The organism is Roseovarius marisflavi, from assembly GCF_900142625.1.
GTDB classification, from domain to species: Bacteria; Pseudomonadota; Alphaproteobacteria; order Rhodobacterales; family Rhodobacteraceae; genus Roseovarius; species Roseovarius marisflavi.
This window is the reverse complement of sequence record NZ_FRBN01000003.1, coordinates 219647-239960: the sequence shown is the minus strand read 5'-3', so window position 1 is coordinate 239960 and position 20314 is coordinate 219647. Positions and strand designations below refer to the sequence as shown.

Here is a 20314-nt window from a genome sequence, read left to right as displayed (position 1 = left end):
CTTAATTCGTTGTCTGCCTTATAACAGCCAATTCAGCGGGTTCAATCTCGGGCCGCACCCCCATGAGCGGGGCGACGCGGCGGATGATTTCGGCGGCAATCGGCACGGCAGTCCAGCCGGCAGTGCGGCGCGGTTCATCGCCCGAGGTTTCGACCGGCTCGTCCAGCGTCACGACCAGCACATATTGCGGATCATGCGCCGGGAACATGCTGGCGAAGGTCGCGATGACCTTGTCCTTGTGATAGCCGCCCCCGTTTTCGCGGGGCTTGTCGGCGGTGCCGGTCTTGCCGCCCACCGCATAGCCCGCGACCTCGCCAAGGCTGGCGGTGCCGTCGGTCACCACCTCGCGCATCATCTTGCGCATCGCCGCCGAGGTCTGGGTCGAGATCACCCGCTCGCCGGGTTGGGCATCGGGCGTGCGCAGCAAGGTCGGCGTGACCCGACGCCCGCCATTGGCAATCGTGGCATAGGCGGCGGCAAGGTGCATCGGCGTGGTCGAGAGGCCATGACCATAGGAAATCGTCATGGTCGAGAGTTCCGACCAGTTTTTCGGCAACAGCGGCTTGGAGCGCGAGGCCTCGGAAATCTCAAGCGGCGAGGGCTCCATAAAGCCGAGCTGATCAAGGAACGCCCGCTGGCGGGTGCCGCCGATTTCCATCGCCATGCGCGCCGTGCCCACGTTCGAGGATTTGACGATCACCTTGCTCACGCTCAGTTCCGGGCCATAATTGTGGAAATCGCGGATTTTGAAACGGCCCCAGGTCATCGGGCTTGTGGTGTCGACCATCGTGTCCGGCGAGACCAGCCCGAGTTCGATCGCCTGCGCGACCGCAAAGACCTTGAAGGTACTGCCAAGCTCGTAGACGCCCTGCACCGCGCGATTGAACAGCGGGTTGTCGCCGGGGCTTCCGGATACCGGGGGCGCGGGACGGTCATTGGGGTCAAAATCGGGAAGCGAGGCCACAGCAACCACTTCGCCGCTGTGCACATCCATCAGGATGCCGGCCGCGCCCTTGGCGTTCATGATCTTCATGCCGCCATAAAGCACCCGCTCCATCGCGGCCTGAACCGACAGATCAAGCGAGAGCGTCAGCGGCTCGTGTGCATGCGCCGGGTCGCGCAGGCGCTCGTCAAAGAACCGTTCGATGCCCGCGACGCCGATCACCTCGGCGGCATGCACCCCCTCGCGGCCAAACCCGGCCCCGCCAAGCACATGGGCGGCCAGTCGCCCGTTGGGATAAAGCCGCATTTCGCGCGGCCCGAACAACAGGCCCGGCTCGCCAATGTCATGCACCGCCTGTTTCTGCTCTGGGCTCAGCTTGCGCTTGATCCAGAGGAATTTGCGCTTGCCGGTGAAATCCTTGAGCAGATCGTCATGATCAAGGTCGGGGAAAATCGCGGCCAGCTTTTCGGCGGCAGTCTCGGGGTCGACCATCTGCTGGGGCTGGGCATAAAGGCTATGGGTGTCAAAGTTGGTCGCCAGAATGCGGCCCTCGCGGTCGACGATATCGGCGCGCTGTGCCTGAATTTGCGCGCCCGCCACGCTTGTGCGCGGCTCGCCCGGCTCGGAACTGGCCAGCACGGCCATGCGCCCGCCAACCACACCGAAGGCCAGAAAAAACATCACCGCCAGCACCAAAAGCCGCCCCTCGGCGCGGCGGCGTGCCCGGTCGCGCATGTCCTCATGGCGCAGGCGGATATTCTCGCGCTCGATGGCATCGGGGTTTTCGCCACGGTTGCGCGCGTCAAGGATACGCGCCAGCGGGCGCAGGGGGGTGCGGATCATGGCTGTTGCTCCATGCTTGAGACATCCACCGGGTCGGTGATCGGCAAAAGCGGCGGCGCCGGATAGGCGACCTGATCAGTCTTGCCAAACTGATAGGGTTGCAACGGCAAAAGCCCGAGCTTGTCGTAATTGATCTCAACCAGATCCATCAGCCGCGACGGCCGGTTCAGATAGGCCCATTCGGCATTGAGCACGCGCAGACGCTGGCGCGCCTCGCCGATCTGGGATTGCAGGACCTGGGCATGGCTTTGCGCCTCTTGGGTGCGGTAATTCTCGCGGTAGGCCCAGAACGCCAGACCGATCACGGCAAGTGCTGTCAGGGCGCAGAAAAAGCTACGCATCAGTGTCCCCCTTTCAGGATCGGCATGCCAATCGCCTTGCGGTCGGTCTGGCCCGCCGGGGCCTCGGTCCGGGTGGCCACGCGCAGCTTGGCGCTGCGTGAGCGCGGATTTTCCGCCAATTCCTGCGGGTCGGGCCCAAGTGCCTTGCGGGTCTTGAGGATAAATTGCGGCTCGGTGCGCTCAAGCTCGGGGGCGTGACGGCTTCCGCCGCCACCGCCGCCGGACCGATCCTGCATGAACCGTTTGACCATGCGGTCCTCGATCGAATGAAAGGTCACCACCGCAAGCTGTCCGCCGGGCGCAAGCGCGCGTTCGGCCGCCTCAAGACCGGCAAGCAATTCGCCGTATTCATCGTTTACCGCGATGCGGATCGCCTGAAAGCTGCGGGTCGCGGGATGGGCCTGGTTCGGCTTCGAGCGCGGCAATGATTTCTCAATGATACCGGCAAGTTGCAGGGTGGTTTCAATCGGCGCCTGTTCGCGCGCGCGCACGATGTTGCGGGCAATGCGGCGGCTCGCGCGCTCTTCACCGTAAAGATAAAGGATATTGGCCAGATCGCCTTCCTCGGCGCTATTGACCAGATCGGCGGCGCTTGGGCCGTGCTGGCTCATCCGCATATCAAGCGGCCCGTCGCGCATGAAGGAAAAGCCGCGCTCGGATTGATCAAGCTGCATCGAGGACACGCCAAGATCAAGCACCACGCCGCTCAGGTTTTCACCATACTCGTCAAGCTTTGAGAAATTGCCCTGCACAAGGCGCAGGCGATCGCCATATTCCGCGCCCCAGACCTCTGCCAGTTCAAGCGCAAGCGGATCACGGTCGACGCCAATCACCTGATCCGCGCCCGCCTCAAGCAAGCCACGCGCATAGCCCCCGGCGCCAAGCGTGCCGTCAAGCCAGACCCCGGTGACCGGCGCAACAGCGGCCAGCAAAGGGCGCAACAGAACCGGAACATGGGGGGCAGGATCAATCGGGGGGGCCGCAGGCGCCATGGCTTAGTCCCCTTTCGCGCGATCCAACAGGATAAGCGGGTCAAAATCCTCTGGCAGCTCGTCCAGCCAGCTTTCGGTTTTCAACAGCTCTTCCTGCTCATAGGTTTCGGGCTTCCAGATCTGAAAGGTGTCGCCCGCGGCGATAAAGAACGCCTCATTCTCAAGCCCGATCTTCTTGCGAAGCTTGGCCGGCAGCACAAGGCGCCCGGTCTCGTCCACGCTGGTGGGAAAGCTCTGACCGTGAAACAGCCGCTGCAGCATCTTGCGCTCGATCGAGCCACGCGGCAGCGCGTCGATCTTGTCGTCGACCTCTTCAATGGCCTCGATGGTGTAGCATTCAAGATAGCTGCGGCGGTGATCGCCATAAACGATGACAAGCTCGGGGCTCAGGCCTTCGGTCCAGTTCGGATCAGAGGCCTCGATCACACGGCGAAACGGGGCCGGGATAGACACCCTGCCCTTCGCATCAACCTTGTGATGGCCTTCACCTCTGAATCTGCGACCCACTTTACCGTCGGCCCCCTGTGCCTGCCCCGTTGAAATATTTAGCCCCTAAGACGCGAAAGGGCGGGTTGATCTGCTGCCACTGATCAACCCGCCTCCCTCGTCCCGCCTTGGCGGGGTGTCCAGCTGCGCGCGCCACCTGGGGGGATGTCTGCTCGCTCGCGCGCCGGATCTCTGTGTTCGATGAAAGCGGGGTGCCTGTATGAAACCTGACTTGGGAGTGTGTTTCGGGGTCTTGAGCGCCCCTATTTGTTCCCGTCCTCATCGTGCAACTATTGGTACATTGGGAATTCATGGGACGCAATGATTTTTTGGCCCAAGCGGCACAGGATGTTGTTTTGTAGCCCTCTCAAAAACAAGATAATGTGGCTCGATTCGCCGATTCAGCACTTCATATAGAGATGATAATGGAAAAGATCACAACATATGCGCAAAGCAAGGCATTTGAAAAATATCCCCCAATATCCCACATAAATTCAAATATTTTTGGGAAGGGGTCTCATTTCCCACAGCGCAAACCCGCAGCACCTTTGGATTTAAGCGCAAAATATCAGGAAATAAAGCCCTTCACGGCAAGGTGATTCGTATTCCGCCCGTCAAAACCGCCGATCAGTGCCATCATTTCCCATATTCCGCGCACCCCTGCCCTTCAAAGGCCGGGCGCCCACTCCTTGGGCGCAGATCACGGCACCGAATGGCGGATCGCAACCGCGCCCGCCGCCCTAAGCGCCTGATACAAGATTGGGATAGTATGGAAAGGTCACCGGCCCGGAGCATGAATGACCCGCACGACGGAGGCCTACCCTGCGTCCTCGGCCAGCCATTTGTACATCACCAAGGCATCGACCAGCCCTTGGGTCGGATGCGCAAAGGCGCGGGGCAGACGGCCCACCGTCTCAAACCCAAGCTTGTGCCATAGGTGCACCGCGCCAAGGTTGGTCGCGACCACAAAGTTGAACTGCATCGCCTTATAGCCAAGTGCAAGCGCCTCGGCCTGACTGTGCAGGCACATCGCCGCCGCAAGACCGCGCCCGCGCGCGCCCGGCGCCACCATGTAACCGCAGTTGCACACATGCGCGCCGCCGCCCTGCTGATTGGTCTTGATGAAATAGCTGCCCATGATTTCGCCGTCCACCTCGGCCACATAGGTGGCGCGCGGTGCAACGGTCCACAGATCAAGGCTCGCTTCGCGGGTCAGACCAGGGTCATAGGTATAGGTCTCGCCGACGCGGATCACGTCGCGCAGAATGGGCCAGAGGGCGTCGTTATCGCTTTCGCGCGCAAGGCGAATGCTGATGTTCGCGTGATCGTTCATGAAGCCGCCCCCCAGGCGGCAAATAACCACGCGGGGGGCGGCAAATCAAGGCTCGCTTCAGGCATTCACGTCAACCACGACGCGGCCCTTGACCTGCCCCTTGAGGATATCGCGGCCAAGCCCCGGAAGATCGCCGAGTGTGGCGGGCACGATCATCGCCTCAAGCTTGTCCATCGGCAGGTCGCGTGCGATCCGCTCCCAGGCGCGCAGACGGTTTTGATAGGGCTGCATCACGGAATCGATGCCCAAAAGGTTCACACCGCGCAGCAGGAACGGAATGACCGTCGCAGGCAGCCCCGCGCCCCCGGCAAGACCCACGGCCGCCACGCTGGCCCCGTATTTCATTTGCCCCAGCACACGCGCCAGCATATCGCCCCCCACGGCATCAACACAGCCCGCCCAGGTCTCGGCCTCAAGCGGGCGCTTGACGGTCTCGTTGATCTCTTCGCGCGCAACGATCTGCGTAGCGCCAAGGGATTTGAGGTAATCTGCCGTCTCGGGGCGGCCGGTCACGCCCGCCACCTCATGGCCCAGATTGGCCAGGATCGCAGTCGCCACAGAGCCAACACCGCCCGCGGCCCCGGTCACAAGAACCGGCCCATGTCCGGGCACCAGCCCGTGATCCTCAAGCGCCATCACTGCCAACATCGCGGTAAAGCCCGCCGTGCCCACGGCCATCGCCTGGCGCGTCGTAAGTCCCTCGGGCAGCGGCACCAGCCAATCGGCCTTTGCCCGCACCTTTTGAGAATAGCCGCCCCAATGGGCTTCGCCCACGCGCCAGCCGGTCAGAACAACCTTGTCACCGGGCTTGTAGCGGTCATCCGAGCTCTCTTCGACGGTGCCGGCAAAATCGATGCCCGGCACATGCGGGTACTTGCGCACCAGCCCGCCGCCCGGCCCGATGCAAAGGCCATCCTTGTAATTCACCGTGGAATAGTCGACCGCGACGGTCACCTCGGCCTCCGGCAGATCATCAAGCCCGATCTGCTTGACGGCGGCGCTCGTCTTGCCGCTCTCTTCGTCCTTCTCAACAACCAATGCGTTGAACATGTCGCTTTCCCTTCCTTGGCAGAGCTTGCGCCCTGCTTCTTCTTGCTAAAAATATCCCGGGGTGTCTGAGGGGCAGCGCCCCTCAGTCCCGCAGGTGTCTCTGCACACTCAGGCCCAGAAGGCTTCGCGCACCCGCGCCATGCGCGGCCCGTCAGGCGCCTCGACAGTGACTTCGGTCTCTGCGTCCCAATGGGTCATGCGGATCATGCCAATGGCCACATTGGTGTTGAAATCCGGCGACCAGGCCGCCGAGCTGACCCGTCCGACCCGCTTGCCATTTGCCGTGACCGGCCACCACCGGTCACAGCCGGGCACCGCCGGGCCGTCGATCTCGATCGCGCGGATCTGCTGCACCGGGCCTTCCTTGGCGACCCGCAGCAAGGCATCGCGCCCGACACAGCCGATCGCGGTATGGGTGTTGCAAAACTTGCCCAGCCCGCATTCATGCGGCGTGTGATCGTCGGTCATGTCATTGCCATAGCTCAGCAAGCCGCCCTCGATCCGCTCGATCAGGTTGGGACAGCCCGCATGCACGTCAAGGTCTTTGCCCGCCTCCATCAGCGCATGCCAGAGCGGCATGCCGATATCGCCGCCCTCGACATAGATTTCAAACCCGCCCTGCTTGGAATAGCCCGAGCGCGCAATGACCATGTCGCGGCCCTGAAAATCAAAGATGCCATAGCGGAAAAAGCGCACATCGCGCACGCTGTCCCCAAACACCCGCGCCATCAAGTCGTCGGCTTTCGGCCCCTGAATGGCCAGCGGGCTTATGTCCGGCTCATCCACCAGAACGTCAAGCCGCCAGCCATGTGCCGTCGCCTTGACCCAATAGAGCAGATCGCTATCGGCAATCGAAATCCACCAGCGGTCTTCGGCCAGCTTGACCGCCACCGGATCGTTGAGCATGCCGCCGGTCTCATCGACGATGGGCACATAGTAACATTGCCCCACCGTCATGCCCCGAAGATCGCGCGGGGTCAGCATCTGCATCAGGCGCCCGGCATCGGGGCCGCGCAGCTCGACCTGACGTTCACAGGCCACATCCCAGATCTGCACCGCCTCCTTGAGGTGGTGGTAATCCTCCTGCACGGAGCGGAACACCGTCGGCAGGAGCATGTGGTTGTAGACCGTATAGGCTTTGACGCCGGCCGCCTCGACACCGTCGGAAAACGGCGTGCGGCGCAACCGGCGCGAGGGCGAAAGTAGCGCCATCAGCGGGGACCTTTCCAATCAATCTGACAGATTTCGGCGCTGCGGCCATCAAAATCCCAGACCCGGCCAAAGGCGCGCACGCGCCCCTTGGTAGCGGTGGCAACAGTGATATCCGGCCCCATCCAGTATTCGGTATTGGTCACGACGATATCCTCGCCCTTGTTGCCCTCGACCGGCACCACCTCGCCCTGGATCTTCTTGCCCACCATAAGGCGGCGCGCCTTGCCTTCGGTCTCGAACACCACCGGCGCGCGCTCGGCGCCGAGGAATTCACTGACCAGCGCACTGAACAGACCGGTCGTGCCCCGCGCCTTGCCGCTGAAGATGTTGATCAGCGCCTCATAGGTCGCATCATCGGCGCGCTCGTCGATATAGGCCGCGACCTTCCAGTTGCCACGCCCCATCAGGCCGGGAATTTCCAGCATCAGCCCGACATTGAGCCCGCTCAGATCAAGATCGCCATACTGGCCCTCGTCGATCCGCACACCGGCCCAGGCCTGGCAATAGCCCTCGGTGGGCGGGTGTTTGCCAAGGCTCACGACGCAGGGGCAAAAGACCGTGCAGTTACAGTTGAGGATCAATTCCCCCTTGATGGTCCAGGGCACAGTGCCCAGCTCGTCCAGTGCCATGTTACGGCCTCCTCCAGATTATAGTGTTGTCAGTAAGACCCACGCCGCCCCCGCCAAAAGAGCGACACCAAGCGGCCGGGTCAGCCAGCGGCCCAGATCAGGCAGCTTTTCCAGCACCATGATCAAGGTCGCCAATCCCATGAAAGCGATGTTCATAACGCCGCCGACAAAGGCCAGCATCATCAGCGCCCAGCAACAGCCCAGGCACACAAGCCCAAGCCGCACACCGTTGCGCCAGGCGCCCTCATCCCAATACTGCATGAAGAACGACAGCGGTCGGCGGCATTTCGAGAGGCAGGCCTCTTTCGCCGGGCTGAACTGATAGAGCCCCGCCACTGCCAGAAGCGTTGCCGAGAGCGCGCCAGAGCGGCTGTCGCCGAAGGCGCTGATCAGCCCGGCCTGAAACAGCGCCATCTGCGCGCCCGCCGCCAGCAGGGAAAAGCCAAGCCAGACCACCATATAACCCGCAACCAGCAGGCCAAACCGCGTCTGGCCGGTATGCGACAGATCGTCATAAGTGGCAAAAGCCGGCAAGGCCGTGGGCGCCATCATCGCCGCCGACATCAGCGCCCACATCAGCGTTATGCGCCAGAACCCGGCGGCGTCGGGGGTCACGATGCACAGGCTGGCAAGGAAATCCCCGCCATAGAGAACCGCCCCCGCCCGCAGATCTTCGGGCAGCGCCATCGCGTAAAGCAGGCCCCAGGCTGCGGCGATCAGGCCGAACAGGGCCAGCCAGTGCACCCCCGTCATCCGCCTTACCTGGGTTGAAAACATCGCCATTCCTCGCGAATCATATCTTGCATTTAAAATGTCAGACATTTAAATGTATGACAAATGAAAATTGACCCGGATAACAAGGCCGACCTCTCGGCACAGATCGCCAAGGCGATCCGCGACGCCATCGTCAGCGGGGACATGATCGTCGATCAGCGCCTGCCCTCGGAGGCCGAGCTTGCCGATCAGTTCGCGGTCTCACGCTCGACCGTGCGCGAGGCGCTCAAGCGGCTGGCGGCGCAATCGCTGATCCGCACGCAGAGGGGCGCCTTCGGCGGGGCGTTCGTCAATCGCCTGAGCTATCAGGAGGCTTACGGCGATCAGATCACCACCGCCACGCTTCTCTTGTCGATGAACGGCATCAGCTTTGATGTCGCCTGTGAGGCGCGTTACGCGCTTGAACGGGCCTGTACACCGCTTTCGGCAGAGCGGCGCACCGCCGATATTCTGGCCACGATGCGCGCCGAAATCCACCGGCAGGGCCAGCCGGGGCTGAGCGACGAAAGCTTTTGCGCTTCTGACGTGGCCTTTCACCGCGCACTTGTCGATGGCGCGGGCAATCCGGTGCTGTCCTATCAGCTTGCCGGCGCTGTCGAGGCGATGCAGCCGCTGATGAACATGATCACCTTCACCGCCCGCTCTCGCGAGGCGATTGTGGCGCTTCACACCCGCATTGCCGATGCCCTGGAGCGGCGCGCGCCCGATGCCGCGCAAGAGGCGCTTCACGAGCTTGAGGCCTATACGCTCCACCTCGGGCGCGACGTGATGGCCAATCGTGACAAGGCCGCGCTCGACAAGGAAAGTGCCCGCGCCTGAACGGGTCCGTGCATGAGTATTTTTGGAAAGATGAAAGGTGGGCCGCGCTTGTCCCCTTGGGCCACACTGCGCCCGAACCTTTGCAATTCCCCTTAATTAGCCTTTGTTCTCAGCGCCGGAGCGGGCTAAGTCTGCGGCCAATCTGTAACGGGAAAGTATCCGCGCGATGGCCGATCTACTGACGCTGGAAAACCTCTTTAACCTTTTGATGCTGTGTTTTTTGCAAGCGGTTCTGGGCTTTGACAACCTGCTCTATATCTCGATTGAATCGCAACGCGCGCCGGTTGCCCACCAAAAGGCGGTCCGCTTTTGGGGCATCATCATCGCCGTGGCGCTTCGGGTTGTGCTGTTGTTCGTGATGATGAACCTGATCTTTTCGTTTGACTCGGTGCTTTCGGCGCTTGCCATCACCAAGGTGTTCCCGATCCTAGCCACCGCAATCCTGCTATCGGGGCTGGCGATGCTGGTTTTGGCCGACGGGGTCACGTAATTCCTGCAGAAAAACCGCATGTACGAGGTGCTGGGCCTGTTCATTCTGTTGATCGTCGGCGTGGTGCTTTTGGGCGAATCCGGACAGGCGGCGGCGCATGCGATGCATGACGACACGCTGGCGCTTCGGTTCTTTGGCTACGAGGTGGTGCCGATGTCGAAATCGACCTTCTATTTCTCGGTGGTCGTCCTCTTCGTCGTGGAAATCATCCAGTCAGGCTATAGCCGCAAACTGAACGCCGAGCGGCGCGCCACCGCGCAGCGCAACGGATAGCTCAAACCCGACCTGAGCCGGTGCAATTGAGTATTCGAAGAACGATGAAAGCCCCGGCTCAGACTTTCATCTTTCCCAAAATACTCAAATTCCGTAATCACAACGGGTCGCGCGGATCACGAAATGCGCCGAACGGGACTATCTTCCCCCTAGCAAGCCCGCACGCCATGGCCTAAGTTCAATGCCAAGTAGAATGGGCCGTGGGGGTAGCATGAGCGATACGGGACTGCAGAAGCTGGCGTTTTTCCTGCTTGTTGCGCTGATTATGTTCATCTCCGCCACAGGGGGCGTGTGATGGCGCAGCGTTTTGGCGGCAAATACAGCCCCTCGGGCGATGACCCCACGCAAACATCGACTAACGTCGCCCCCCAGGGCAGCTTTCGCGGCGCGCGGCGCACCCGCGCCGGTGGGCGGGTCAATCTGTTGTTCTTTGCGCCCTTGCCGCTGGCGGCGCGGGCCTTTGGCTCGGGGCCGATTGATCTTGCCTTCAACCTGACGGCGCTTGGCGCGCTTTTGCTGGCGGCCTGGCTGACCCGGCACGGGATTCTGGCGCAAGAGGCCTACGAGGCGCGCAAGATCGCCCGCCGCCCGGCCTTTCCGCGCAAGATTGCCGCCTCGCTTGTCACCGGGCTTGGCCTTGCGCTTGCCGGATTTGCCAGCAACGGCGGGCTGATCGAGCCGCTGATTTACGGGGTCCTGGGCACGGTACTTCATAGCATTGCCTTCGGGCTTGATCCGCTCAAGGATAAGGGCGTTGAGGGCATCAATACCTTTCAGAGCGACCGCGTGGCGCGCGTCGTCGACAAGGCCGAAACCTATCTTGGCGCGATGAGCACGGCGATTGCGCGCGCGGGCGATCGTCAGGCCGAGGCCCGGCTTGAACGGTTTCAGGCCAGCGTACGTGACATGCTGCGCACCGTCGAGGATGACCCGCGCGATTTGACGGCAGCGCGCAAATATCTGAGCGTCTATTTGATGGGCGCGCGCGATGCCTCGGTGAAATTCGCCGATCTGCACGCCCGCGCGCCGAACCCGGCCGCGCGCGACAGCTATCTCAGCCTGCTCAGCGATCTCGAGGAAAACTTCACCGCCAAGACCCGCGCGCTGATGGTCGACAACACCACCGATCTTGACATCGAGATCAGCGTGTTGCGTGACCGCCTTGCGCGCGAAGGCGTTCAGCTTGAAACCAGAGATTTAGTGTAAAAGGGACCAACCATGTCAGACACCATCCGTCAAAAAGCCGAGGCCGCCCTTGCCGATGTTGAGGCCGTAAGCCGCGCCGTCCTTCCCGAACCCACAGAGGCCGACGCGATTGTGCCGCTGGACAAGGCCGATGCCCCGGTCAGCGCCGAGATCACCAGCCGCATGGCCGAGATCGACATGGGCGACACCAACTCGATCGTCTCGTTCGGCTCCGCCGCGCAGGCGGAGTTGCAGGAAATCAGCCAGGCGATGCTTCAGGGCGTGCGCAACAAGGATGTCGGCCCGGCAGGCGACAGCCTGCGTGGGATCGTCACCACGATCCGCGGCTTTGCCGTGAGCGAACTTGATGTGCGCCGCGAGCGCAGCTGGTGGGAAAAGCTGTTGGGGCGGGCCGCGCCTTTTGCCAAGTTCACCGCGCGGTTTGAACAGGTGCAGGGTCAGATCGACAGGATCACCGATAACCTTCTGAGCCACGAGCACACCCTGCTCAAGGATATCAAATCGCTTGATATGCTCTATGAAAAGACCCTCGCCTTTTATGACGAGCTTGCGCTCTATATCGCCGCCGGCGAGGCCAAGCTGAAAGAGATTGACACCAAGGACATCCCCGCAGCAGAGGCCGCCGTCAAGGCCGCGCCTGAGAACGATCAGGTGATGAAAGCCCAGGAATTGCGCGACATGCGCGCCGCGCGCGACGATCTTGAACGCCGGGTGCATGATCTCAAGCTGACCCGTCAGGTGACGATGCAATCGCTGCCCTCGATCCGCCTGGTGCAGGAAAACGACAAGAGCCTGGTCACCAAGATCAACTCGACGCTTGTGAACACCGTGCCGCTTTGGGAAACCCAGCTTGCGCAGGCGGTCACGATCCAGCGCTCGGCCGAGGCTGCCGCTTCGGTGCGCGCCGCCAATGACCTGACCAACGAATTGCTGACCGCGAACGCCAAGAACCTGCGCTCGAGCAACAAGATGATCCGCGAAGAGATGGAGCGTGGCGTGTTCGATATCGAGGCGGTCAAACAGGCCAATGCCGATCTGATCGGGACCATTCAGGAAAGCCTCCAGATCGCAGACGAAGGCAAGGCCAAACGCGCCGCCGCCGAAGAGGACCTCAAGAAGATGGAGGCCGACCTGCGTGATACGCTGGCCTCGGCCAAGGCGCGCAAGGATGGTGTGGGCGACACTTCCGGCACCTCCGTGCCCAAAGGCTGAGTCGTGAAGGTGGGGTGGCGCGAGGTCACACGATCGGGGCTTGTCGGGCTGGGGCTTTTGGTATTGGCGGGATGTGATGCGCCGCCGCCGACACCAACCGCACGCCCGACCGGGCGCCCGGCGGGCCTTGTGGTGCCGCCTGACTCGTTGGTGCCGTCTGCAAATAGCCTGGCATTGGCACGATATTACGAGCGGCTTGAGACGGACCTGCTAAACCGCGGATTGTTGCGCCGCGATGGCGGCGGGCCGGATACGCCCTATACCGATACCGATCTGGCGCGCAATTTCGAGCGTATAGCGTTTTACGACGAATACGCGCAAGGCGCCGGCTTTCGCCCCTCGTCGGGCCGGGCCGGTGGGCTGCGCAAATGGGAGGGCCCGGTGCGAATGTCAGTCGAATTCGGTCGCTCGGTGCCCGACGGGCAACGCACCCGCGACACCGCCATGGTCGCAGACTATGCCGCGCGGCTGGCCCGCGTCACCCGCCACCCGATCAGCGCGAACAGCAGCAAGCCCAATTTTCATGTGCTGATCATGGGCGAGGATGACCGCGGCGAGGCGCTTGCGCGCATTCGCCAGATCGTGCCCAATGCAGGCCCGTCGACGATTGCGATCTTCCGCGACATGCCGCGTACCATCCACTGTCTGGTGGTGGCGTTTTCCGGCGAGGGCGAGGATTTCACCTATCGCCGCGCCATCGCCTTTATCCGCGCCGAGCATCCCGATCTTATGCGGCAATCCTGTGTGCATGAAGAGTTGGCGCAGGGCCTTGGTCTTGCCGACGACAGCCCGCAGGCGCGCCCCTCGATCTTTAACGACGACGATGAGTTTGCGCTTTTGACAACCCATGACGAAGAGTTGTTGCGCCTGCTCTATTCCCCCGACCTCAAGCCGGGCATGACCGCCGATCAGGCGCGCCCGATCATCCACCGCCTGCTCGCCGAGCGCAGGGGCGGCCCGGTGTGACCATCGCACCGCCAACGAAAGGATAGCCGGCCTCGTGACCCACGCCGAAACCCTGTCGCGGCCCCTGAGCCTGCCCTGCGGCGCGATCCTGCCGAACCGGCTGGCCAAAGCGGCCATGACCGAGGGGCTGGCGGATGGCACCAACACCGCAAACGCCCGTTTTGAAACGCTCTATCGCCGCTGGGGGGCGGGCGGTGCGGGGCTGTTGATAACCGGCAACGTCCAGATTGATCGCTGGCATCTGGAGCGCGCGGGCAACATCGCCATAGAAGGTCAGCAAGGCAGGGCGGCCACCGACGCGCTGGCCCGGATGGCCAGTGCCGCCAAGGCGCATGGCAGCAAGGTCATCATGCAACTTAGCCACGCCGGGCGGCAGACCCAGAAGATGATCAACCCCACGCCCATGGCCCCCTCAAACGTGCCGCTTGCGATCAAGGGGCGCTTTGGCATCCCCATTCCGATGAGCGAGGCGCAGATAGACGCCGCCATCGCAGGCTTTGTGAACGCTGCCCAAGTCGCCCGCGACACCGGCTTTGACGGGGTTCAGATCCACGCCGCGCATGGCTATCTGATCAGCCAGTTTTTGTCGCCGCTCTCGAACCGGCGCCGCGATGGCTGGGGCGGCGATCTGCCCGGTCGGGCGCGATTTCTGCTTGATGTCGTCAAACAGGTGCGCGCCACCTGCCCGGCCCCGTTCATCCTGTCGGTCAAGCTCAACTCAGCCGACTTTCAAACGGGCGGCTTTTCCGAAGAAGACAGTGCGCGCGTCGCCGCCTGGCTGGCCGCGGCGGGCTGTGATTTGCTCGAGGTGTCGGGCGGCAATTATGAACAGCCCCGGATGTTCGATTTTGAGCGCAAGGACCCTCTGGCAAGCACCAGACGCGCCAGCACCATGGCGCGCGAGGCGTATTTCCTGAATTTCGTGCCCAAACTGCGCGCCGCCTCTGCCGACCTGCCGATCATGGTCACCGGCGGTTTTCGCAGCGCCGAGGCAATGGCCAGCGCATTGCGCCGCGACGGGATCGATGTGATCGGGCTGGCGCGCCCCCTGATCCTTGATCCCAATGCCGCGCGCGCGCTTCTGGATGGCACCCGCGACCGGCTTGACAGCCTCGACGCCCCGCAGCCCCTTGGCCCCGGCCTCTTTGGGCCCGCCTCGCCGATCTCGGCGCTGCGCGATCTGAACGGGTGGGCAACGGTTGGATGGCAGTTCGAACAGATCTATGCTCTGGCCGACGGGCGCGATCCGAACCTGTCCCTGTCCGCGCTGCGGGCATTGCTGGCCTATGACAAAACCGAAAAACGCGCAGCCCGGGCGCTGGTCCGCGATCCAATCAAGGAGTAACCGACATGTCTATTTTCGATTTCCTCTCAGGCCAGTTCATCGACGTCATCCACTGGACCGACGATACCCGTGACACGATGGTCTGGCGGTTCGAGCGCGAGGGGCATGAGATCAAGTACGGCGCCAAGCTTACCGTGCGCGAGGGTCAGGCGGCGGTGTTCGTCCATGAGGGGCAGTTGGCGGATGTCTTCACCCCCGGTCTTTACATGCTTGAGACCAACAACATGCCGATCCTGACCACGCTCAACCATTGGGATCACGGCTTTCGCTCGCCGTTCAAATCCGAGATCTATTACGTCAACACGACGCGGTTCAACAACCTCAAATGGGGCACCAAGAACCCGATCATGCTGCGCGATCCGGAATTCGGCCCGACCCGCATCCGGGCCTTTGGCACCTATACCGTGCGGGTCAGCGATGCGGCGAAGTTCCTGACCGAGATCGTCGGCACCGACGGCGAGTTCACCATGGACGAGATCAGCGATCAGATCCGCAACATCATCGTACAGGCGTTTTCGCGCATCATCGCCGGGGCGGGTATTCCGGTGCTTGACATGGCCGCCAATACCCGCGACCTCGGCAAGCTTGTGGCAACCGAGATTTCCGCCGTGGTGGCCGATTACGGTCTCAGCATCCCAGAGTTCTATATCGAGAACATCTCGCTTCCGCCCGCCGTGGAAGACGCGCTGGACAAGCGCACCTCGATGGGGGTGGCGGGCGATCTGAACCGCTTTACCCAATATTCCACCGCCGAAGCGATGACCGCAGCCGCCCATAACCCGGCCGGGGGGGGAGGCATGGGCGCGGGTCTTGGCATGGGGATGGGCATGGCCATGGCCCAGCAGATGGCCGACAAGGATGGCCCCTGGGGCGCTCGTCCGACCTCTCAGCCAACCTCGCAAACCCCGCCGCCACCGCCGCCGGTCGAGCATGTCTGGCATATCGCAGAGGGCGGCGAGACCAGCGGCCCGTTTTCCAAGGCCTCGATGGGGCGGATGGCGCGCGAAGGCAAGCTGACCCGGCAAACCCATGTCTGGACCCCCGGTCAGGATGGCTGGATGCTGGCCGAAGATGTGGCCGAGCTTGCGCAGCTCTTCACCGTTCTGCCACCGCCCCCGCCGGGGGCCTGAAACTGATGCGGCGGAACGCGGTCGCCGCGATCCAAGACCGATGACAGCCCCCAGCCACCCCTGCACCCGGAGACCCGCCATGACCTTTGACCGCGAACTTATTTCCAACGACAACCCGATGGAACGCATCGTCGGGTTCAGCCGCGCCGTGCGCGTCGGCCCGTTCATCTCGGTCGGCGGCACGGCACCGGTGGGCGCGGACGGAAAGACCGTCGGAATCGGAGACGTCGCGATGCAGACCCGCCAATGCATAGAGATCATAAAGGCCGCGTTGGAGCAGGCCGGATCGGGCCTGCATGACGTGGTGCGCACACGCGTCATCCTGACCGACATCGATAACTGGAAAGCAGCCATCGATGTTCGCAAGGAATACTTCGCGGATGTCCGGCCGGTCGACACTATCATGGCGGTTGATCGTTTCGTGAACCCTGAATGGCTGATCGAGTTGGAAGCCGACGCGATCATCGCTAACTGGAACGGGTGAGCACGGCAATGACTGCGGAGCATCGCTTTCCCTGTCAAAGCTGTGGCGCCGATTACCGCTTCGATCCCGATCATGGGCAATTGGTCTGTGATCATTGCGGCGACACCTGTGCCATAGACACCGGCGGCCCGTGGCAGGGCGGCATTCGCGAACTTGATTTCAAGGCCGCGATCAACGCCCAACTGCCCGAGCAGGAGATCGAGGAGACCCGCGTCACCACCTGCACAAGCTGTGGCGCACAGGTCGAGCTTGACGAGGCCACCCATGCCCGTGAATGCCCGTTCTGTGCCTCGCCCGTGGTCACCGGCACCGGCACCCATCGCCATATCAAGCCGCGCGCCCTTTTGCCGTTCGCTCTTGACGAGGGCACCGCGCGCAAGGCGATGACCGACTGGCTTGGCCAGCTGTGGTTTGCCCCCAACGGCCTGCGCGACTATGCCCGCAAGGGCCGCGCGATGGAGGGCATCTATGTGCCCTACTGGACCTTTGATGCCGACACGAAATCCGCCTATCGCGGCGAACATGGCACGGTCTATTACGTCAATCAAAGTGTCGTGCGTGATGGCAAGACCCGTAACGTGAAGGTGGCCAAGGTCCGCTGGCGCCCGGTCTCTGGGCGGGTCGCGCGGTTCTTTGACGACGTGCTTGTGCTGGCCTCAACCTCTTTGCCCAAACGCTTTACCGACGCGCTTGAGCCATGGGATCTGGCCGCGCTTGAGCCTTATCGCCCCGAATATCTCGCCGGGTTTCGCGCCGAAGGCTATACCGTCGCGCTTGAGACCGGCTTTGGCGAGGCGCGCAGCCAAATGGACCGGGTGATCGCGCGCGATGTGCGCTTTGACATCGGTGGTGATCGTCAGCGTATCCACGATATCCAGACCCAGGTGAGCAATGTCACCTTCAAGCATATCCTGCTGCCGGTCTGGCTTGCGGCCTATAAATACCGCGGCAAGACCTATCGCTTCGTGGTCAACGGCCGCACCGGCCGGGTCCAGGGCGAACGCCCCTACTCGGCCTGGAAGATCGCCTTTGCGGTGCTGATCGGGGCTGTTATTGCGGCGGGTGTGGGCTATGTGGTGGCTCTCAACCAGGGAGGGTTCTGAGCCATGCGATCAAGCCGCAACATCCAGATCGTATCGGCCCATGCAGGCGGCGAAGTGGGCGATGTGATCACCGGCGGCGTGGCCCCGCCCCCCGGTGACACGATGTGGGAAAAGTCGCGCTTCATCGCGCGTGATGATGGCCTGCGCCAGTTCGTCCTGAACGAGCCGCGCGGCGGGGTGTTTCGCCATGTGAACCTTCTGGTGCCGCCCGTGGATGCGCGCGCCGATATGGGGTTCATCATCATGGAACCGGCCGACACCCCGCCAATGTCGGGCTCCAACACCATCTGCGTGGCGACCGTTCTTCTGGAAACCGGCATCCTTGCGATGTCAGAGCCGGAAACGCACCTTGTGCTTGAGGCACCCGGCGGCCTTGTGGCGGTGCGTGCCGAATGCTCGGGTGGCAGGGTCAGCCGCATTCACCTGCAAAACCTGCCCTCCTTCGCCGCGCGCCTTGACGCGACGCTTGACGTGCCGGGCCTTGGCGCGATCACGGTGGATACCGCCTTTGGCGGCGACAGCTTTGTGGTGGTCGATGCCCCGGCCCTCGGGCTTGACCTTATCCCCGGCGCGGCGCGTCATCTGGCCGAACTTGGCACCCGCGTAAGCGCCGCCGCGACCGAGCAGCTTGCTTTTCACCACCCGACAAATCCCGATTGGCGCCATATCTCGTTCTGCCTCTTTGCCACCGCGCCCGAACACACAGAGACCGGTCTTGTGGCACGCCACGCGGTGGCGATCCGCCCCGGCAAGATCGACCGCTCGCCCACCGGCACAGCCGTGTCGGCGCGCATGGCCCTGCTGCATGCGCGCGGGGCGATGGACGTCGGTGATCGCTATAGCGCGACCTCGCTGATCGGCTCCCGCTTTGACGGGCTGATCGTCGAGACGCAAACCATTGGCGACGCCGCCGCGATCCTGCCCGAAATCTCGGGACAGGCATGGATCACCGGAACGCACAACCTGATGCTTGATCCCGATGATCCCTGGCCGCTTGGCTATCGCCTGTCCGACACATGGCCCGGCGCACAGGAGACCCCGCAATGACCGATGAGTTCACCCGCCTGCGCCAGACGCTTGATGCGCGCTATTCCTGCCGTGGCTTTCACCCCGATCCGGTGCCCGAGGCGACCATTCAACACCTCGTCATGGCCGCAGGGCGCGCGCCGTCGTGGTGTAACGCACAGCCCTGGAAGGCCACCGTCACCCATGGCGCCGAGACCGTGCGCTTTCGCGACGCCCTGCTTGCGGCGGTAGAGCATGACAACCCCGCGCCCGACCTGCCCTGGCCCGAAAGCTATCCCGGTGCCCATGGCGCGCGCCGTCTTGAATGCGGGTTGCAACTCTACGAGGCTGTGGGCATCGCGCGCAGTGATCGCGCCGCCCGGACCGAGCAATCCCTGCAAAACTATCACTTTTTCGGCGCGCCCCACGTGGCGATCATCCACTCCGAAGCCGCGCTTGGCACCTACGGCGCGATGGATACCGGCGGCTTTATCACCGCCTTTACCCTGGCCGCGACGGCGCTTGGCCTTGGCAGCATCGCACAGGCCTCGGTCGCGGCTTATGCACCGATGATCCGCGCCCATTTCGACCTGCCCGAAAGCCGGTTGATCCTCTGCGCGATCTCCTTTGGCTGGCCCGACACCAATCATCCGGCCAACGCCTTTCGTACCAGCCGCGCGGCGCTGGACGACATCTACGATCCGCGCGGCTAAGCGGCATTACCCGCGCTTGATCTCGACCTTGCGGCCCTGCGCGCTGTCACCGCTGCGCCGGGGCACGGTCACATTCAGCACACCATCCTTGAGGTGCGCCTCGACCTTGTCCCCATCGGCATCAGCAGGCAGACGGAACGAGCGGCTGAAAGCGCCGTATTGACGCTCGCTGAAATACCAGGTGTCACCGGAATCCTCGCGCTGCTCGCTTTTCTCGCCTTTGACGGTCACGAAACCATCATGCACAGACAGATCGATATCCTCCTCCGCGACACCGGGCAGTTCCATGCTGATCCGATAGGCGTCATCGTCCGACGATGCATCCGAGGCCGGTGCCAGCCAATTCGCCATCCGCGTGCCGAAATTACGCAGTGGTTCGTAAAATTGCGGCCACAACCCTGATGCCTGAGTTTTCTCAACCATTTCAAAGTCCTCCTGTGTGTTGAATTCAGCCCGACTTCTAGCCTATAGTCGTCATCGCCGCATTGACGCGGGTCAATCGCAAGAGAGGAGCCGATCCATGCGCGCGCTATTGCAACGGGTCTCAGAGGCCAGCGTCGCCGTTGATAATTGCGTCATCGGTCAATGCGGCCCCGGCCTTTTGATCCTGATCTGCGCCATGCAGGGCGACAGCGAGGCCGATGCAGACCGGCTTGCCGGCAAGATCGCCAAATTGCGCATCTTCACGGATGAGGCGGGGAAAATGAACCGCTCGATCCTCGATACCGGCGGCTCTGCTCTGGTGATCAGCCAGTTCACGCTGGCCGCCGATACCAGCCGCGGCAACCGCCCCGGCTTTTCCGCCGCCGCCGCGCCGGACGATGGCCGCCACCTCTATGAGTATTTCGCGAGCCAAATCGCCGCCAATGGCATCGCCACCCAAACCGGCAGGTTTGGCGCCGACATGAAGGTCAGCCTGATCAATGACGGCCCCGTCACCCTCTGGCTCGAAAGCTAGCCCAGAA

The 20314-nt window shown here is 62.8% G+C and carries 22 protein-coding genes and 1 pseudogene; 13 read left to right on the top strand and 10 right to left on the bottom strand.

The features are described 5' to 3' along the window. Window position 1 precedes the first annotated feature (1 nt). From BUB78_RS05020 to mraZ, 4 genes are read right to left on the bottom strand one after another with little or no spacing between them, the layout of a single operon-like run. Window positions 2-1786 carry a peptidoglycan D,D-transpeptidase FtsI family protein gene (locus tag BUB78_RS05020; protein WP_073195638.1) on the bottom strand — a complete coding sequence of 595 codons (1785 nt, stop codon included), beginning with the start codon at window positions 1784-1786 and terminating at the stop codon, window positions 2-4. Beyond that, complete coding sequence (gene ftsL, locus BUB78_RS05015; protein ID WP_170865024.1) at window positions 1783-2127, bottom strand: cell division protein FtsL; 345 nt, start codon at window positions 2125-2127, stop codon at window positions 1783-1785. The genes BUB78_RS05020 and ftsL overlap by 4 nt, the downstream gene beginning before the upstream one ends. Further along, window positions 2127-3119, bottom strand: coding sequence for a 16S rRNA (cytosine(1402)-N(4))-methyltransferase RsmH (rsmH, locus tag BUB78_RS05010; protein WP_073195634.1), 993 nt, complete (start codon window positions 3117-3119; stop codon window positions 2127-2129). The genes ftsL and rsmH overlap by 1 nt, the downstream gene beginning before the upstream one ends. Before the next feature lie 3 nt (window positions 3120-3122). Continuing rightward, a complete protein-coding gene (gene mraZ, locus BUB78_RS05005) occupies window positions 3123-3626 on the bottom strand; it encodes a division/cell wall cluster transcriptional repressor MraZ (protein ID WP_073195632.1) in 504 nt (167 codons plus the stop codon). Between the two features lie 404 nt (window positions 3627-4030). Between mraZ and BUB78_RS20630 the strand changes: the two genes are divergently transcribed. Then, window positions 4031-4204 (top strand): hypothetical protein, encoded by a 174-nt coding sequence (locus BUB78_RS20630; RefSeq protein WP_170865023.1) that lies wholly within the window; start codon window positions 4031-4033, stop codon window positions 4202-4204. A 218-nt stretch (window positions 4205-4422) separates the two neighbouring features. Here BUB78_RS20630 and BUB78_RS05000 read toward each other — a convergent pair whose 3' ends face one another. From BUB78_RS05000 to BUB78_RS04980, 5 genes are all read right to left on the bottom strand, one after another. Beyond that, window positions 4423-4938, bottom strand: coding sequence for a GNAT family N-acetyltransferase (locus BUB78_RS05000; protein WP_073195630.1), 516 nt, complete (start codon window positions 4936-4938; stop codon window positions 4423-4425). 57 nt (window positions 4939-4995) lie between these two features. Next, complete coding sequence (gene acuI / locus BUB78_RS04995; RefSeq protein WP_073195628.1) at window positions 4996-5988, bottom strand: acryloyl-CoA reductase; 993 nt, start codon at window positions 5986-5988, stop codon at window positions 4996-4998. Window positions 5989-6096: 108 nt separating this feature from the next. After that, window positions 6097-7200 (bottom strand): dimethylsulfoniopropionate demethylase, encoded by a 1104-nt coding sequence (locus BUB78_RS04990; RefSeq protein ID WP_073195626.1) that lies wholly within the window; start codon window positions 7198-7200, stop codon window positions 6097-6099. Then, the gene (locus BUB78_RS04985) at window positions 7200-7829 is read right to left on the bottom strand and encodes a DUF1326 domain-containing protein (RefSeq protein ID WP_073195624.1); all 630 of its coding nucleotides are present in this window, start codon (window positions 7827-7829) and stop codon (window positions 7200-7202) included. The genes BUB78_RS04990 and BUB78_RS04985 overlap by 1 nt, the downstream gene beginning before the upstream one ends. An 18-nt stretch (window positions 7830-7847) precedes the next feature. Further along, the gene (locus BUB78_RS04980; RefSeq protein ID WP_073195783.1) at window positions 7848-8582 is read right to left on the bottom strand and encodes a DUF2182 domain-containing protein; all 735 of its coding nucleotides are present in this window, start codon (window positions 8580-8582) and stop codon (window positions 7848-7850) included. An 84-nt stretch (window positions 8583-8666) separates the two neighbouring features. Here BUB78_RS04980 and BUB78_RS04975 point away from each other — a divergent pair, with 84 nt between their 5' ends. From BUB78_RS04975 to BUB78_RS04925, 11 genes and pseudogenes are all read left to right on the top strand, one after another. Continuing rightward, window positions 8667-9422, top strand: a complete 756-nt coding sequence (locus BUB78_RS04975) for a FadR/GntR family transcriptional regulator (protein ID WP_073195622.1) — start codon at window positions 8667-8669, stop codon at window positions 9420-9422. A gap of 166 nt (window positions 9423-9588) precedes the next feature. Beyond that, window positions 9589-10185 (top strand): annotated as a pseudogene (locus tag BUB78_RS04970) (TerC family protein). A 294-nt stretch (window positions 10186-10479) separates the two neighbouring features. Continuing rightward, window positions 10480-11391: a 5-bromo-4-chloroindolyl phosphate hydrolysis family protein gene (locus tag BUB78_RS04965; protein WP_073195620.1), complete on the top strand. Its 912-nt coding sequence runs from the start codon at window positions 10480-10482 to the stop codon at window positions 11389-11391. Window positions 11392-11403: 12 nt separating this feature from the next. Beyond that, entirely contained in the window at window positions 11404-12603 is a 1200-nt protein-coding gene (locus tag BUB78_RS04960) for a toxic anion resistance protein (RefSeq protein WP_073195619.1), read from the top strand. A 3-nt stretch (window positions 12604-12606) separates the two neighbouring features. Next, entirely contained in the window at window positions 12607-13569 is a 963-nt protein-coding gene (locus BUB78_RS04955) for a DUF2927 domain-containing protein (protein WP_245813358.1), read from the top strand. A 34-nt stretch (window positions 13570-13603) separates the two neighbouring features. Then, a complete protein-coding gene (locus BUB78_RS04950; RefSeq protein WP_073195617.1) occupies window positions 13604-14914 on the top strand; it encodes an NADH:flavin oxidoreductase/NADH oxidase family protein in 1311 nt (436 codons plus the stop codon). A gap of 5 nt (window positions 14915-14919) precedes the next feature. Continuing rightward, window positions 14920-16044, top strand: coding sequence for an SPFH domain-containing protein (locus BUB78_RS04945; RefSeq protein WP_073195614.1), 1125 nt, complete (start codon window positions 14920-14922; stop codon window positions 16042-16044). A gap of 79 nt (window positions 16045-16123) precedes the next feature. Beyond that, window positions 16124-16528 (top strand): RidA family protein, encoded by a 405-nt coding sequence (locus BUB78_RS04940; RefSeq protein WP_073195612.1) that lies wholly within the window; start codon window positions 16124-16126, stop codon window positions 16526-16528. Between the two features lie 8 nt (window positions 16529-16536). After that, window positions 16537-17631, top strand: coding sequence for a TFIIB-type zinc ribbon-containing protein (locus BUB78_RS04935; RefSeq protein ID WP_073195609.1), 1095 nt, complete (start codon window positions 16537-16539; stop codon window positions 17629-17631). A 3-nt stretch (window positions 17632-17634) separates the two neighbouring features. After that, a complete protein-coding gene (locus BUB78_RS04930) occupies window positions 17635-18678 on the top strand; it encodes a trans-3-hydroxy-L-proline dehydratase (protein WP_073195607.1) in 1044 nt (347 codons plus the stop codon). Further along, window positions 18675-19349, top strand: a complete 675-nt coding sequence (locus tag BUB78_RS04925; RefSeq protein ID WP_073195606.1) for a nitroreductase — start codon at window positions 18675-18677, stop codon at window positions 19347-19349. Before BUB78_RS04930 ends, BUB78_RS04925 begins: the two co-directional genes overlap by 4 nt. A 6-nt stretch (window positions 19350-19355) precedes the next feature. On the opposite strand, the gene BUB78_RS04920 is transcribed toward BUB78_RS04925, so the two are convergent. Further along, window positions 19356-19772 (bottom strand): Hsp20/alpha crystallin family protein, encoded by a 417-nt coding sequence (locus BUB78_RS04920; protein ID WP_073195604.1) that lies wholly within the window; start codon window positions 19770-19772, stop codon window positions 19356-19358. 97 nt (window positions 19773-19869) lie between these two features. On the opposite strand from BUB78_RS04920, the gene dtd reads away from it, so the two are divergent. Then, window positions 19870-20307, top strand: a complete 438-nt coding sequence (gene dtd / locus BUB78_RS04915) for a D-aminoacyl-tRNA deacylase (protein WP_073195602.1) — start codon at window positions 19870-19872, stop codon at window positions 20305-20307. Window positions 20308-20314: the final 7 nt, after the last annotated feature.

Excerpts from the sequence above, each read along its gene's own strand:
- BUB78_RS05020 (WP_073195638.1), bottom strand. The coding sequence starts at position 1,786 with ATGATCCGCACCCCCCTGCGCCCGCTGGCGCGTATCCTTGACGCGCGC.
- BUB78_RS05000 (WP_073195630.1), bottom strand. The coding sequence starts at position 4,938 with ATGAACGATCACGCGAACATCAGCATTCGCCTTGCGCGCGAAAGCGAT.
- BUB78_RS04980 (WP_073195783.1), bottom strand. The coding sequence starts at position 8,582 with ATGACGGGGGTGCACTGGCTGGCCCTGTTCGGCCTGATCGCCGCAGCC.
- BUB78_RS04945 (WP_073195614.1), top strand. The coding sequence starts at position 14,920 with ATGTCTATTTTCGATTTCCTCTCAGGCCAGTTCATCGACGTCATCCAC.
- BUB78_RS04935 (WP_073195609.1), top strand. The coding sequence starts at position 16,537 with ATGACTGCGGAGCATCGCTTTCCCTGTCAAAGCTGTGGCGCCGATTAC.
- BUB78_RS04930 (WP_073195607.1), top strand. The coding sequence starts at position 17,635 with ATGCGATCAAGCCGCAACATCCAGATCGTATCGGCCCATGCAGGCGGC.
- ftsL (WP_170865024.1), bottom strand. The coding sequence starts at position 2,127 with ATGCGTAGCTTTTTCTGCGCCCTGACAGCACTTGCCGTGATCGGTCTG.
- BUB78_RS04990 (WP_073195626.1), bottom strand. The coding sequence starts at position 7,200 with ATGGCGCTACTTTCGCCCTCGCGCCGGTTGCGCCGCACGCCGTTTTCC.
- BUB78_RS04975 (WP_073195622.1), top strand. The coding sequence starts at position 8,667 with ATGAAAATTGACCCGGATAACAAGGCCGACCTCTCGGCACAGATCGCC.
- BUB78_RS04960 (WP_073195619.1), top strand. The coding sequence starts at position 11,404 with ATGTCAGACACCATCCGTCAAAAAGCCGAGGCCGCCCTTGCCGATGTT.
- BUB78_RS04965 (WP_073195620.1), top strand. The coding sequence starts at position 10,480 with ATGGCGCAGCGTTTTGGCGGCAAATACAGCCCCTCGGGCGATGACCCC.
- BUB78_RS04940 (WP_073195612.1), top strand. The coding sequence starts at position 16,124 with ATGACCTTTGACCGCGAACTTATTTCCAACGACAACCCGATGGAACGC.
- BUB78_RS04925 (WP_073195606.1), top strand. The coding sequence starts at position 18,675 with ATGACCGATGAGTTCACCCGCCTGCGCCAGACGCTTGATGCGCGCTAT.
- BUB78_RS20630 (WP_170865023.1), top strand. The coding sequence starts at position 4,031 with ATGGAAAAGATCACAACATATGCGCAAAGCAAGGCATTTGAAAAATAT.
- acuI (WP_073195628.1), bottom strand. The coding sequence starts at position 5,988 with ATGTTCAACGCATTGGTTGTTGAGAAGGACGAAGAGAGCGGCAAGACG.
- rsmH (WP_073195634.1), bottom strand. The coding sequence starts at position 3,119 with ATGGCGCCTGCGGCCCCCCCGATTGATCCTGCCCCCCATGTTCCGGTT.
- BUB78_RS04985 (WP_073195624.1), bottom strand. The coding sequence starts at position 7,829 with ATGGCACTGGACGAGCTGGGCACTGTGCCCTGGACCATCAAGGGGGAA.
- BUB78_RS04920 (WP_073195604.1), bottom strand. The coding sequence starts at position 19,772 with ATGGTTGAGAAAACTCAGGCATCAGGGTTGTGGCCGCAATTTTACGAA.
- dtd (WP_073195602.1), top strand. The coding sequence starts at position 19,870 with ATGCGCGCGCTATTGCAACGGGTCTCAGAGGCCAGCGTCGCCGTTGAT.